Annotated in this window: 17 protein-coding genes; 7 read left to right on the top strand and 10 right to left on the bottom strand. The window is 33.3% G+C overall.

The genetic code is table 11. The annotated features are described in order from the left end of the window. Nucleotides 1-18 precede the first annotated feature (18 nt). The 3 genes from J7574_RS05645 to J7574_RS05635 form a co-directional block, all read right to left on the bottom strand. The gene (locus J7574_RS05645; RefSeq protein ID WP_290965493.1) at nucleotides 19-675 is read right to left on the bottom strand and encodes a DUF6766 family protein; all 657 of its coding nucleotides are present in this window, start codon (nucleotides 673-675) and stop codon (nucleotides 19-21) included. A gap of 185 nt (nucleotides 676-860) precedes the next feature. Continuing rightward, entirely contained in the window at nucleotides 861-1,532 is a 672-nt protein-coding gene (locus J7574_RS05640) for an SRPBCC family protein (RefSeq protein ID WP_290965491.1), read from the bottom strand. Between the two features lie 64 nt (nucleotides 1,533-1,596). Beyond that, nucleotides 1,597-2,175 (bottom strand): flavodoxin family protein, encoded by a 579-nt coding sequence (locus J7574_RS05635; protein ID WP_290965489.1) that lies wholly within the window; start codon nucleotides 2,173-2,175, stop codon nucleotides 1,597-1,599. A gap of 234 nt (nucleotides 2,176-2,409) precedes the next feature. Between J7574_RS05635 and J7574_RS05630 the strand changes: the two genes are divergently transcribed. The 3 genes from J7574_RS05630 to J7574_RS05620 all read left to right on the top strand — a co-directional run bounded on the left by J7574_RS05630 (nucleotide 2,410) and on the right by J7574_RS05620 (nucleotide 4,754). Continuing rightward, nucleotides 2,410-2,703, top strand: a complete 294-nt coding sequence (locus J7574_RS05630) for a hypothetical protein (RefSeq protein ID WP_290965487.1) — start codon at nucleotides 2,410-2,412, stop codon at nucleotides 2,701-2,703. A gap of 100 nt (nucleotides 2,704-2,803) precedes the next feature. After that, nucleotides 2,804-4,198 (top strand): DHA2 family efflux MFS transporter permease subunit, encoded by a 1,395-nt coding sequence (locus J7574_RS05625; RefSeq protein ID WP_290965485.1) that lies wholly within the window; start codon nucleotides 2,804-2,806, stop codon nucleotides 4,196-4,198. 118 nt (nucleotides 4,199-4,316) lie between these two features. Then, nucleotides 4,317-4,754, top strand: a complete 438-nt coding sequence (locus J7574_RS05620; protein WP_290965482.1) for a hypothetical protein — start codon at nucleotides 4,317-4,319, stop codon at nucleotides 4,752-4,754. 79 nt (nucleotides 4,755-4,833) lie between these two features. On the opposite strand, the gene J7574_RS05615 is transcribed toward J7574_RS05620, so the two are convergent. The 5 genes from J7574_RS05615 to J7574_RS05600 form a co-directional block, all read right to left on the bottom strand. Continuing rightward, the gene (locus tag J7574_RS05615) at nucleotides 4,834-5,184 is read right to left on the bottom strand and encodes a hypothetical protein (RefSeq protein WP_290965478.1); all 351 of its coding nucleotides are present in this window, start codon (nucleotides 5,182-5,184) and stop codon (nucleotides 4,834-4,836) included. A gap of 34 nt (nucleotides 5,185-5,218) precedes the next feature. Then, nucleotides 5,219-5,464, bottom strand: coding sequence for a hypothetical protein (locus J7574_RS05610; protein WP_290965476.1), 246 nt, complete (start codon nucleotides 5,462-5,464; stop codon nucleotides 5,219-5,221). Nucleotides 5,465-5,645: 181 nt separating this feature from the next. Next, the gene (locus J7574_RS05605) at nucleotides 5,646-6,461 is read right to left on the bottom strand and encodes a hypothetical protein (RefSeq protein ID WP_290965474.1); all 816 of its coding nucleotides are present in this window, start codon (nucleotides 6,459-6,461) and stop codon (nucleotides 5,646-5,648) included. A gap of 90 nt (nucleotides 6,462-6,551) precedes the next feature. Next, nucleotides 6,552-6,851: a helix-turn-helix domain-containing protein gene (locus J7574_RS23160; protein WP_367272563.1), complete on the bottom strand. Its 300-nt coding sequence runs from the start codon at nucleotides 6,849-6,851 to the stop codon at nucleotides 6,552-6,554. A 20-nt stretch (nucleotides 6,852-6,871) separates the two neighbouring features. Next, nucleotides 6,872-7,351 (bottom strand): hypothetical protein, encoded by a 480-nt coding sequence (locus J7574_RS05600; protein ID WP_290965471.1) that lies wholly within the window; start codon nucleotides 7,349-7,351, stop codon nucleotides 6,872-6,874. Between the two features lie 322 nt (nucleotides 7,352-7,673). Here J7574_RS05600 and J7574_RS05595 point away from each other — a divergent pair, with 322 nt between their 5' ends. The 4 genes from J7574_RS05595 to J7574_RS05580 all read left to right on the top strand — a co-directional run bounded on the left by J7574_RS05595 (nucleotide 7,674) and on the right by J7574_RS05580 (nucleotide 11,523). Continuing rightward, on the top strand, nucleotides 7,674-8,648 hold the full coding sequence (locus tag J7574_RS05595) for an ornithine cyclodeaminase family protein (RefSeq protein ID WP_290965468.1): 975 nt from the start codon (nucleotides 7,674-7,676) through the stop codon (nucleotides 8,646-8,648). After that, entirely contained in the window at nucleotides 8,641-9,708 is a 1,068-nt protein-coding gene (locus tag J7574_RS05590) for a proline racemase family protein (RefSeq protein ID WP_290965465.1), read from the top strand. The genes J7574_RS05595 and J7574_RS05590 overlap by 8 nt, the downstream gene beginning before the upstream one ends. A 299-nt stretch (nucleotides 9,709-10,007) precedes the next feature. Continuing rightward, on the top strand, nucleotides 10,008-10,856 hold the full coding sequence (locus J7574_RS05585; protein ID WP_290965463.1) for an AraC family transcriptional regulator: 849 nt from the start codon (nucleotides 10,008-10,010) through the stop codon (nucleotides 10,854-10,856). A 172-nt stretch (nucleotides 10,857-11,028) separates the two neighbouring features. Continuing rightward, nucleotides 11,029-11,523, top strand: a complete 495-nt coding sequence (locus tag J7574_RS05580) for a hypothetical protein (RefSeq protein ID WP_290965461.1) — start codon at nucleotides 11,029-11,031, stop codon at nucleotides 11,521-11,523. A gap of 139 nt (nucleotides 11,524-11,662) precedes the next feature. Here the strand turns inward: J7574_RS05580 and J7574_RS05575 are convergent, their stop codons facing one another. Continuing rightward, nucleotides 11,663-12,496: an AraC family transcriptional regulator gene (locus J7574_RS05575; RefSeq protein WP_290965460.1), complete on the bottom strand. Its 834-nt coding sequence runs from the start codon at nucleotides 12,494-12,496 to the stop codon at nucleotides 11,663-11,665. A gap of 30 nt (nucleotides 12,497-12,526) precedes the next feature. After that, a complete protein-coding gene (locus tag J7574_RS05570; RefSeq protein WP_290965457.1) occupies nucleotides 12,527-13,522 on the bottom strand; it encodes an SDR family NAD(P)-dependent oxidoreductase in 996 nt (331 codons plus the stop codon). Nucleotides 13,523-13,579: the final 57 nt, after the last annotated feature.

Genomic DNA, 13,579 nt, shown 5'->3' with positions numbered 1-13,579 from the left:
TTAATTCAAGCTTAAAAATCATCCGCCTGTTTCCATGTGAGGTGCATCAACGGGTTTGGATTGCGAAGAACCTATCTGGCGTAGGTATATCGACAGCATAATAATGGCAAATACCGAAAGAAATTCGCTCTGCCAATTCTGAAACGATTCAAACCAAAACCTTGAATTTGTTAAATAAGAAGATACGGTTTCTAAAGTTTCTCCTTTTCTGAGGAGCTGTTCGTTTTCATCTTTAAGACTTCCGTAAAAATGAATAACAAATGATATTGCAAATAGCAGCAACAGCGCAATGGTAAGCGAATGTTTGTAAAGCTTCAAAATAAAACCTCCTTTTTTAACGGGCCACGGCGCATCTTTTTTTGTAGGATCTGGTTCGCGGTCTACTTCTTCTGGTTCGTCTATTTTTTTAGATTCAGAAGAGCCTTTTTGTTTTAAGAAAATCGTGAAAACCACAAATAGAGCCATTTGTAAAAATTCACTTTCCCAGTTTTCGAAAGTTGCTTGAAAAAAATGCCCAGAGGTAAGGTAGGCGGCAAAAGTTATGGCTTTAGCGCCTTCGTCAATGAGTTCTTTATTGTGTTCTTGAAATCCTAATATCGTCTGACCTATTAAAGATCCTACAAAAAGGACTAAAAAGCAGAAACACAACCCGTTATTTTTAAAGAATGTCTTCATTTTGCATATCATTTAGAATCAAAGTTCAAAAAAAAGCCAGATAAAAATTTATAAGATTTATTTTCCTTTTTATAGTTTTTGCATTGCACTGTATGATTTATTGTAGTTGGTTAAAACAAAAAACGTCTCCATAAAAGAAGACGTTTTTCTTCAAAAAAATAAATACAAGAAACAGTAGCGTTTTTTTATTCCTGATTGGTTTCAAGATAGACTTTTAGATTAGAAATATCATCTTTAACCAATTTTTCAAAATATGGATTTAGAAGTTTGGCAGCACTTTCGCCTGCAATTCCCAATGGAGCGTGATACGAAATGGTAACATCCAATTCTGTTGCTTTTCCTTTTGGTTTAAAAACAATTTTTCCAGCATTTTTAATAGAAGATCCTTCGATAGAATTCCAGCTTAAAAGTTTGTCTTTTTCGTCTTTGATGATTTCGGCATTCCAAGAGATTTTTCCAATTCCGCCCGGACCTTTTACCGTCCATTCAGAGGTGTTAGAACTTATAGATTTTACAGAATCTAGGTGATTCATGAATTTTGGCAGATTTTCTAGATTTCTCCAAAAGGCATACACTTCGCTTACAGGTTTATTAATTACGCTGTTTACACGAATATTTATGTTTGATGCTTTGTCGTGCATTAAATGGTCTGCGGCATCATAAACAGGACAATATCCTGAGATTCCACGCAAAAGCATTGCGCCTCCAGCTCCAGCCTGAGTGAGGCTTTTGTTTTCTTTAGATAAGGCGTTGTACAAAAGATAAGCGCCACTTGTAAGCATTAAAACTCGCTCTAGTTTTGACACATTATTTTTTAATAATGGTTTTGAACTTTTACTTATTGTCGATGTATTCATAGCTATTTGATTTTAAATATTATTGTAAAAAAAGTATTTCTATTTTCTCGATTTTTTTCAAATTTTACTTCAGATGCTTAACAAGAGAATCTGCCATTGCAGCAGCATCTTCGCTATAATTTTTAGCATAATATTGTTTCAACTGAGATTTTGTCTTTTTAGAATCTTTGCTGTGTCCTTCCCAAATAACTCCGAGCGAAGTATAGGGCGGAACAGTAACGCCTACACAAGAGAAGAAATTGGCAATATTTCCCATAATATGTTCTACACCATCAGAATCTCCAGTAACAATTACACCTCCTAATTTTCCGTCAAGCGGAGAATCTTTTCCAGAATTAATAATATCATAGACTTCATCTAGGCGTTCTATACAGCGCTGTATTTCAGACGAATGATTGTTCCACCAGATAGGAGTGGCAAATAGAAGAATATTGGCATCCAAAATCTTTTGATAAATTTCAGGCCAATCATCTTCAGTTTCAAGATGCGTATAGCTTCCGGGTAAAATACGATGGTCAACGAGTTTGATTACCTCAAATTGGATATTTTTTTTAGAAAGAAATTCTCCAAAAAACTCAACCAATATTTCAGTGTTGGAAAGCCCTTTCCCTTTTAATGTGCCTAATAAAATAACAGCTTTCATAGTATTGATTTAAAATTGACAAGTTTTCTGAGATGCTAGATTTCAGCTTTAGACAAATTTCCAACACTTGTGCGATTTTCATTTACAGGATTAAAGTCACGATTTATAGATTTCTCATTTTCAGAAAAATAAGCTTATAAGAGTTCTGTAAATACTTTAAAGAATTATGTAAGTAGACTATAAATTGCGATTCTATTTTTGATTTTTAACTTATAAATCAAAACAGATACAATTATGAAAACATTTTTGAAAACAACTGTTATGTTGCTCCTAGTGGCAGTTTTTATTTTTTCATGTAAAAAGAATGAAAATAACAATGTCTATCCAAATGACAATCAAACCGATACCATGAGCATGTCAGTCGACACAGTTGGTCCTGCGGTAGATTCATCGGCAACTTTAAATTCCGATCAAAATGGCCAAAACGGTACAACAGGAGCAACAGGAGAAGGATCTACAGGTTCGGGAACAGCGGGTTCAACTCAGAAAGGGAATCAGAATGTTAAAACCGATTCTATTAAAAAGTAAATGCTATCCTTGCTAAAAGAAAAGCTCTTAACACTTTTAAGAGCTTTTTTTTATTAATTTACATAACGTTATAATCAAGCTTTTTATCTAAAATTAAAGAATGCTGAATAAAGAAGAAAAAAAAGAACAGAAAGCAGTATTTATGCTTCCTTGGGTTACGGCAATTGCTATGTTTATGCAATCATTAGACGGTACGATTTTGAATACTTCGCTGCCTTCAATAGCCAAAAATATGGGATATTCAGCCACCGAAATGGATTCGGTTATTGTTACCTACACGCTCACATTGGCAATGTTTATTCCGCTTTCTGGCTGGCTGGCAGATAAGTTTGGTACCAGAACGATGTTTATGATTGCCGTATTTTTGTTTATCATAGGATCTTTGTTTTGCGCGATTTCGGTTGATTTAAACACGCTTAATTTGGCTCGTGTTTTACAAGCAGTAGGCGCGTCGATGATGGTTCCTGTTGCCCGATTGGCCATTTTGTATCAATATCCCAAAAACGAACTCCTGAAAACCATGAATTTTATAACCTTATTCGGATTGTTAGGAATGGTAGTGGGACCAAGTTTAGGAGGTTTTCTTTCTGATAATTTCAGCTGGCATTGGATTTTTCTAATCAATATTCCTATTGGTCTCATCGGAATTTCGATGGCGTATCGCATTATGCCTAATTTTAAACACGCAGTAGGAAGGTTTGATTTTAGAGGATTGGTGTATTTCAGTTTGGCACTGATTTCTATTACTTTGGTTTTAGAACTTGTTGGAAGCGGGAGAATTCACATGATTGTAATTTTAAGTTTATTGTTTCTATCAGGGCTTCTTTCTCTCTTTTATTACATTCACTACAAAAGAACAGAAAAGCCAATAATTGACTTGCATCTTTTAAACATTAGAACTTTAAAAATAGGACTAATGGGAAGTTTAATTACCAGACTAGGAATTGGTGGCTTGCCGCTGCTGTTACCACTTATGTTGCAAACTAGTTTTGGTTATTCGGCTTCCGTATCGGGATTATTGCTGTTGCCTTCTGCTTTGTCCAATGTTGCTGTGAAACCTTTTATGGTAAACATTATAAAGTTTTTTGGCTACAGAACTGTATTGATAAGTAATACCATTTTACTAGGAATTGTTTTGATTATTCTCGGATTTGTAACGAAAGAAACTCCAATTGGCTATTATATTTTACTGATGATATTCTACGGAATTTTTACTTCTGTACAAATGTCTGCCATGAATACCATTACGCTTTCAGATCTGGATCAAGACACAGCTAGCGGTGGAAATACCATGCTAGTTATTATGCAACAGCTTTCGGTAAGTTTTGGAGTTTCGGTTGCCAGTTTAGTCCTTTCTTTATTTCAAGACGGGATTTTTAATCTAGATGCTTCAAAAGCATTTCAATATACTTTTATTGCATTGGCTGTTTTTACTATTTTTTCAAGTTTCACTTTTTCTAAATTGAGTAAAACAGATGGAGAAGGGTACATGTAGTGCTTGATGGGGATTTTATAAGTTTAAAGAGTAATCGTAAAATTGTATTAAAGGTTTCTTGAGTATTTTGTAATTCATTATTTATTAGGTGTTTATTGTCGAACTAAAAAATGTGATTATGAAATTGCCAAAAGAAATTATAAACGGATTTTTGATATTTGCTGGAATTGCCTTGTTCTTTCTTTTGATGGAACTTTTAAATCTTTCCAACTTATTTTATTTACGACTTCTGAATGTTTTATTTATTCTCTGGGGCGTAAACAGAACCTTGAAAATGAATCTTGCCGAAGGAAAAAACGAATTTGTTCCAAATGCCATCTCGGCAATGGTTACTTCGTTTACAGCTGTAGTAATAAGTATTATTGCGCTTCTAATTTATAGTTATGCCAAAGGAGGAAATCAGTATGTAAAATCATTATCGGAGGCTTTTATGTTTGGTGGCGAACCTTCTGTAACCTCATATTGCCTTTCTTTATTTTTTGAAGGAACAGCTTCCTGTATTATAGTAACACTCTTATTGATGCTGTATTGGAATAATAAGTATGCAGCCGATTAATAAAAATAAATCCTGAAAAGAATTTTATAAAGTCTTTTCAGGATTTATTTTTTTTTGAACTTTCTGATGTCGTAAGTAATTAATAATCATCTTCTTTGTCTTCATCAGGTTTTGTTTCGTCTAAAGTTCTTCTGTTTGCATCATTATCAAAATCATCATCTTCATCGTCCTCACTTTTAAGATCCTCATCTAAATCTTGTGCGATAGGAGCATTTTTTTGAAAGAAAGGATCGGAAGTGTCGTTTTCATTTTCTTCTCTTTCCTGAAATTCAGGCGTATGTTTGTGACGCTGTGATTCGTTCTCATGCTGATTGATGGCAGGATCTTTTTTCTCCATAGTTTCAGAATTAATAGAATCGCTTGCCGAATGATCTGCCGCGTGATAAGTAAGATCTTCCTGATCGTAGTTATCATAATTTTCTCTTGACATAATATTGAGTTTTAGTGTTATTACAATTTGATTTTTAAATCTTAGTAAGTTTAGAAGGGTCGGTTGCTTCTTCAATGCTTTTTCCTTCTGGATTCTGATTTTTCTTTTCGTCAGAAGCTGTATCTTCTTCTGTATTTTCTTCATCATAATCGTTTAAACGACCCGCTTCTCCCGTGCTACCTCCTGGCTGCATACTCCCAGATCCGCTATAAGCGCTATTTGCATTTTCATTCACGCATTCATTGTCGTTTATTTCTAATTTATCTTTCTTATTTTCCATGATTTCTTTCTTTATTATTTTTCATTTTTAAAATTAATAAACCTGATTATGTGAGTTTTATATTATTACGATGAGGTTTTATATAATAGTTATAGAAAATGAAATTTCAATTTTTGAGTTTGCTACCAAATGCCTTTTATGGAAAGAATAGAAGATTTTTAATTTTTTCTGATATTTGATTTTATCTAATTCGTATGAATTTCAGATTATCAGTTTTAGTGGCAATAGTTAAATCGGCTTTCTTTAAGGTGTATTTTCCTTTTAAATAGTTTTTCTTATTATTGTCGCCTGATTTTAAAATTAAAGAGTCTTTTGTAAACGAATATTCTCCATTTACAATACTTTTTGACTGGTCATTTTTGTTAATTTGAAAACTATTCAGATCTTCAAAATGTAATCTTTCTTTCGTTTTAGGATTTTCCCAAGTTCCGTAAAAATCATCCTGTGACATGTATTCTTTTTTCATAATACTAAACATGATAAAGAAACCAATGAATACAGCTGGGATATAAATGAATTTAATTATACTAATCTTGTTGACCCATTTAGGTCTGTCACTATTCTGGAACAATGGCGGTTCTTCTAAAAAATATTTAAGAAAAACTTTGTAATCAGAAAAAAATACAAACAATGCCATTAGAGTTAATGTTATGGCAATTTCTTTTGCATTAATATCATAAGCATAATCTGTTAGAAGAATATTGATCATAAAACTTAGAAAAAGAATGATTCCAATTCTGGTAGTTTTTCTAAAAAAGAGTAGGAACGAGCTTATAATCTGTGTAACGGCAATAACAATGGGATACCAATAACAGTAGCCATAATAATACCAAGTAAGACGGAAACCATCTAGCGAGCCAATTGGCATATCGTATACGCTTGGCTGTGAGACAAATTGGGTTTTTAATATTTTGCCATAAGCATACAAAATTATAATTGTAGCTAGAAAATATCGACAAAATGTGTGTAAGTAAAGATGGATTTTTTGCCAGTTCATGTTTTTTGGGATTTTTTTGTTTTACATAGATTTTGAACTTAGTAAAAGTAGATTAACCCAAAATTGTAGAATTGTACAAATGGAAACTGTTTAGACAAACAGCCAAATATTTTCTTTTTCTGTATCTATGTTTTTGAAAAATATTTGGGGATTCCTATTAATTAACTCTTTAAAATTGCGAATAAAATGAGATTGATCGTAAAAATCATACTGAGATAATTCAGAAAAGTTCTTGCTTTCTTTCTGTTTAAGAATTGAATTTCTAAAGCGGTGTATTTTTCGATATTCTGAAGGCGATTTGCCAATGTGTTTTGTGAATAATTTATTCAAATATTGTCTGCTTATTTGATGTTTTTGCGCAATTTCTTCAATCTTTTCATCAGTTTCAATAGCCTCAAGTATTTTTTCAATTAAAGAAATTTTTTGATTTGCAATTTAGAAAGTAGATAATCTTCAAGCTCCTGACTTTGTTTGTCTTTGGCTAAACTGAAAATTTCAATCATTTTGTCATTAAAGTCAGGCATAAAAGTAAAATCTAAAATAGTGCCTTCTGAAAAAATACTTTTTGAATCGGATAAAAACTGACTTATTCCTAATGGCTTAAAGTAAATTGTAACTTCATTTATAAGCTCTTTGTAATGAATTTTCATCGGTTTGGTATAACGAGAAACTACACATGTCATTATGTTTTTTATTGGCGATGACTTTATAATAACTTCGTTATTTTGTACTTCAACGTCTAAATCTTCATTGGTGGTTAAAATGCAGAAATTATTTGGGAAAGTAAGATATTGTACAGATCCTGAATTTTTATCTTTTGAAATAAAGTAATATCCTTCAATATATTTTTTTAAAGTTTCATTTTTAGGCTGATAAAAATCCAGATTCATTCGATTCTCTTTTGAGATAATTTTTAAAGTTTGGTTTTTTGAAAGGTATTGACAAAACTAAAATAGCAAATAAAAATTTAGATCACTTACTAATCAAGAAAGATTTTGCATGAAGTGCTTTAAGGATTATTTTTTTGTTGTAATGATCCATAAATAGATTTCTTTTATTTAAATAATTTGAAATTGATGTGCTTGAAATTAGATGATGAAGTTGTCATCTAGTACTATATTAACCTTAAATTATCATATCTTATCTGATTGCAGTTGAAATAGTATTGAGATAAAATAATCTTCTATTTTTAATGAAATTTCAACTAAATACATGGAACCAATACAGCTTATTTCAGATCATTTCATTGAAGAAAAATGCAATTTTAAACAACTTATAGAAAGACTCCGATCTGCATTTTCAACTTCAGCTATTGAAGTGCCTATGCGCCATCATCATGATTATCCTAATCCAAGAGAAAATAAAGATTCGACATTACTGCTCATGCCAGCCTTTCAAGCAGGTAAAGATTTGGGAGTAAAAATAGTTACCGTAAGTCCAAATAATGGAAAATATGATTTGCCTTCCATTCAGGGAACTTATATTTATCTCGATGGGCACAAAGGAAATATAAAAGCAATTCTCGATGCAAAATCACTAACAGGCAAACGTACCGCGGCAACATCTGCTTTAGCTAGCAGTTACCTTTCGCGAACAGATGCCTCATCTATGCTAATGATTGGCACAGGAGCATTAGCCGTTAATTTAATTCAGGCGCATGCAAGCGTTAGGCCAATACAAGAAGTTTACGTTTGGGGACGAACAATAGAAAAAGCGCAATTGGTTTGCGATGCATTCAAAAATTCTCCACTTATCTGCAGACCAGTTTCTACTATAGAAGAAGTTATTTCTCAAGTTGATATTATTTCAACAGCCACTTTATCGCCCGTTCCGCTTGTTTTTGGAAAATGGCTGCAACCAGGACAGCATTTAGATCTTGTTGGAGCATATAACAAAGACATGCGTGAAGCAGACGATGAAGCAGTTCTCAAATCAAGTCTATTTCTAGATACATATCAAGGCGGACTAAAGGAAAGCGGTGATATTCTAATTCCGCTTACAAATGGAATTATCACAAAAGAAACCATCAAAGCAGATTTGTTTGAACTGTGCAACAATACAAAGTTGGGACGAACATCTGATACCGAAATCACCTATTTTAAATCCGTTGGACATGCTCTAGAAGATCTTGTTGCAGCTGGATATTTTTATGAAGAGTATAATTTAAAAACACAAAAAAATGGCTAATACCTACCAAAATATTTGTAATAATATCGATTATAAAGCAGACGAGTCTGTACTTCAAATAAAAACCATTGATATGCATACGGGCGGAGAACCTCTGCGCGTAATTGTTTCTGGTTTTCCAAAACTGAAAGGCAAAACGGTTTTAGAATATAGAAGAGATATAAAGGAAAACCACGATTATTTAAGAACAGCATTGATGTTTGAACCTCGTGGCCATGCCGATATGTATGGGTGTATTCTGCTTCCGCCAAACGATGATGAGGCAGATTTCGGTATTCTTTTTATGCACAATGAAGGATACAGCAGCATGTGCGGTCATGCCATTATTGCAATAAGTACTTTAGCTGCAAAAATGAATTGGATAACGGTAAAAGAAGGCGACAACGAATTGAAAATTGATGCGCCATGCGGCAGAATCCTTTCGTTTGTTAATGTAGTAAATGGCGAAGTAATAGGAGTGAAGTTCCATTGTGTGCCAAGTTTTGCGGTAGGATTAGACCGTATTGCAAATGTTGACGGTATTGGAGATGTTGTTTATGATTTGGCTTACGGAGGTGCATTTTATGCTTATGTTGATTTGAGAAAAAATACACATTTGAATTTTGGTTTAACCGAAGAAAATTATCGTGCCATCATTCAAACAGGTGTAGATATAAAACATGCCGTAATGAATCAGGATAAGAAAATCCTGCATCCGTTTGAAGAAGATCTGAGTTTTTTATACGGAACTATTTTTATTGATGAACCAATGAATATTTGCAATCACAGCCGAAATGTTTGTGTTTTTGCCGACGGAGAAGTCGATCGTTCTCCTACAGGTTCTGGTGTTTCTGGAAGAATTGCAATTGAAGAAGCCCGAAATAATATAAATCCAAAAGAATCTATTACAATAGAAAGTATAACAGGAAGCACATTTAAAGGTTCTCTTATAAGGGAAGATAAATTTGGAGCCTTTAAAGCTGTAATTCCGCAAGTAGAAGGAACGGCTTTTGTAACAGGACTAAACACGTTTTTAATAGATACGAATGATCCTATGAAGTATGGTTTTATATTGAGATAAATAGTAATTTCTAAACAAGAATAAAAAACTGCAAGTCTATTTTGATTTGCGGTTTTTTTGATGTAATAAATTTAGATTTTTGATGGAGAGAAGGAAACAAAATAGTTTCAATTGTTCATCTATTATGAATGGCACTAATTATGTTCTTCGATTCTGCGACAAAATCTGGACGGATAAAATAGTTGCTTACAAATCCTGAACTTTTGGGATAAAAATATATCAGACTCTATATTTGCCATTTATATTTTACCTTTGATACCATTTGTTTATGGAAGTAATACAGAGCAAAATAAAAAGTTATGATAAACGACTATAAAAAACATGATCTATATGGCAAAACACTAATTCAAAAAATTGAATTAACACCGCCGTTTAGATTTGATTTTCTGGTAGCCGAACAGGCTTGTTTTTTGTATGTAAAAGGAGGAGAAGTTGATTTTCAAAGTGATGATAAACACATAAGTGTTGCAACAAATTATTCGCTATTATTGAATTGTATAAATCCTGGACAACAAATACACAATTCAAAGCCAAATACTAAGTGCGAAATTGTGATTGTTACCTTCTATCCAGAGATCTTGAAAAAAATATACAATCGAGAACTGCCGTTACTCCTTCAAAAACCAAAGAATCTACCATCAAATAGGTCAAGCGAGAAAATAAACAACGACTTTTTAATTCAGAAATACATTGAAGGATTATTGTTTTATTTTGAGAATCCCTCATTGATCAATGAAGATATTTTGATACTGAAAGTAAAAGAGATTATACTTTTACTTTCTCAAACACAAAATTCAGATTCAATACAATTGATCTTATCGCAACTTTTTTCTCCCACAACTTATTCCTTCACGCAAATTATAGAAGCAAATTTGTTTTCGCAGCTCACAATTAAAGAATTAGCACAACAGAATAATTTGAGCGTATCATCATTCAAACGGGAATTTGCAAAAATATATCACGATACGCCGGCCAATTATATTAAAGCTAAAAAGCTAGAAAAAGCGGCCGAACTGCTTCAGGTGTCGGACCAACGTATTACTCAAATAGCATTTGACTGCGGTTTTAATGACTTGGCTAATTTTACCAAAAGTTTTACGATCAAATACAATGTAAGCCCAACAAGCTTTCGTCAAAAATCTCAATAGCAAAAAGTAAAAACAAACACATTTTTTAAATAAGATGCATCCTTAAGATTTATCTGAAGGATGCTTTTTTTTGTGAACCAAATTGCCAAATAGTTGAACTAATTGACAAAAATATTTTCCTTAATGTGTCGGAAGTTTGCCATGTATTATCAAACAATTTAAATCATAAAAAATGGGACTATCAATTTTAGGAATTTTTCACACAATTATAGGTGTTGCAGCAATTGTAGCGGCTGTAGCAGATTTTATAAAACAGGGTAAAATCAATTTAAACACAGTATCTGGCAAAATATATTTTTACGGAACACTGGTAACATCGTTAACCTCATTAGGAATCTCCAAGCATGGAGGATTTAATGCGGGACATGTATTTTCTATTTTTATCAGTATCTTGGTGCTGGCAGCTTATTTTTTGAATTCAAAAAGAAAAAATAGTGGAAGAGCCCGTTATTTTGAAAACTTCTGTCTTTCTTTTAGTTTTTTTCTGTCTCTGGTTCCAACGGTTAATGAAACTTTTACCAGAGTTCCGCTAGGCCATCCGCTAGCAAAAGATATAAAAGATCCCATAATCAGTAATACGCTTCTTGTTTTATTGTTGCTCTTTATTGCTGGTTCGGTATTTCAGTTTAGAAAGCAGAAGTTTATCAATAAAAAGGCAACACTGTAAGAGGGAAATAAAACTGTTTGAATAACAAGCTATGAATATAAAAGAAGTGAGTTTTCCATCCTGAAAGCTATATCAAATTTTGGAAGACAAAAATTAGATAAAGTGCCAGTCGTTTGCGCAAATTGAACTTTAATTTCGGTTATGGTTTATCGACCACACGAGCTTTCTTTTCTTTTTGCAGTTCAGTGGGCGCGTAACCAAATTGTTTTTTGAAAGCAGAAGAAAAATGTGATAAATTCTCGAAGCCTGTTTCGTAATAAACTTCAACAGGTTTTCTGTTTTTTTCAGAAAGGTGATGATAGGCTAATTCCAGTCTTTTTTTTGTCAGCCAGCGTTGAGGCGTCATACTAAAAGATTTATAAAAATCGCGCTTAAAAGTTGTAAGGCTTCTTCCAGTTAAATATCCAAATTTCTCTAGGGGCATGTTAAACATAAAATTCTTCTCCATAAAAGAGATTAAATCAATTTTACCAGGATCATCAAAATCTGATAAAATAGCGTCGATATCAGTGTTGATAGTCTTTAAGATTGAGATTGCTTCGGTAATTTTTAATGATGCAATGTTTTTCGGAAAATTTTCCTGCATATCGAAATAGGGAATAAGCGACGACAGACAGCTTTCAAGCAAAGGATGTTCTTCAAAACTGAAAACTTTAGATTGTATTCTTTTTTGTGCGGTACTTTCGTGATTGTAAAATTCCCTAAGCCTTTCAGCAGATAAATGCATGGCAACCGCTTTGTGCGGAAGCCCATCTTTTGGAATGTTTATGATTGTAGCCAATTGATTTCTGGGAATTAAAAAAGTGCTCCCTGGACCAAAAACAAAACTTTGATCTGCCTGAATAATTTTTGTTTCTCCCGAAATTAACCACACAAGAAGATGGTCGCTAAATGCAGCTTCAGTTTTAAACAATTTACCTGTATATTGGGAGAGTTTAATATCTGGGGTGATATAATTTACCTGATAATCCATAATTTCTTGTGTGGTATAAAGATACAAATTTTAATAGAAATCGAATTTGATTTCAGTCATGTCCTCACTGAGCTCCCACAATTTTTTGGCATTTACTTCATCTAAAGAATAAGGCATGATACCACCAATTACGGCCGCATTTGCATTTAGAGAAGCTATGTCAACGTTTTCGCAGTAAACTCCGCCGATATTATTTAGGAGTGGAGTTGTGGCAGCCCAAACTGTTGTGGCAGCTCCTTGTGGAATTGTTTTTAACGAGGTTGCCACTTCTGGAAGTATGTTTCCCTGAGCGTCAGTAAAGCCTAATTTTTGAAGTAAATCAATAGGTGCCTCTCTAGATAATTCGGTTTCTCCAACAGGGCCAGGACATAAGGAGTAGCTGCGGACATTATATGCTTTGGCACGATTGTCAAGTTCGAGAGAGAACAGATTGACCGCTGTTTTTGACTGTCCGTACCCTTGCAAAGTTTCATATTCTCTGTTTAAGAAATTAGGATCCTCAAAGTTAAAATCAGAAAACTGATGTCCGCCTGAAGATACATTTACCACTCTTGCGCCGTTTGCTTTTTTTAAGGCAGGCCATAACTTTGCTGTCAGTTGAAACAATGCAAGATAATTTGTGGCCAGTTGTGATTCGTAACCTCGGCTGTCTCGGCGCAAAGGCACCCACATAATTCCAGCATTGTTGATAAGTAAATGTAGTGACTTGCCTGAATTTAGAAATTGCTCTGCAAACGCATCAATAGAATTAGGATCCATTAAATCCATTTCTTCAATTTGTACATTAGAAATTTCCGCTAAATTTCTCTTTGCTTTTTCTATATCTCTTGCTGGCACAATAATCGTTGCGCCTGCTTGAGAAAGCGTTTTAACCGTTTCTAAACCAATTCCTGTGTTTCCGCCTGTTACAATGGCAATTTTTCCCGAAAGATCAATTCCTTTTATAACTTCACTTGTTGTCGATTTAGCATTAAATCCTGAATTTAAGGCTTTTTGTAATGCTCCTTGATAATTATTCTGTTCCATTTTTATTTGTGTTAATGTGTTGGTACAAAATTAGATAGCAAAAAACAGATTTATTTT

It is taken from the genome of Flavobacterium sp. (assembly GCF_017744675.1).
In the GTDB taxonomy this organism is placed as follows: domain Bacteria; phylum Bacteroidota; class Bacteroidia; order Flavobacteriales; family Flavobacteriaceae; genus Flavobacterium.
Note: the sequence above shows the minus strand (reverse complement) of the source record. Positions and strands in the feature narration are given on the sequence as shown.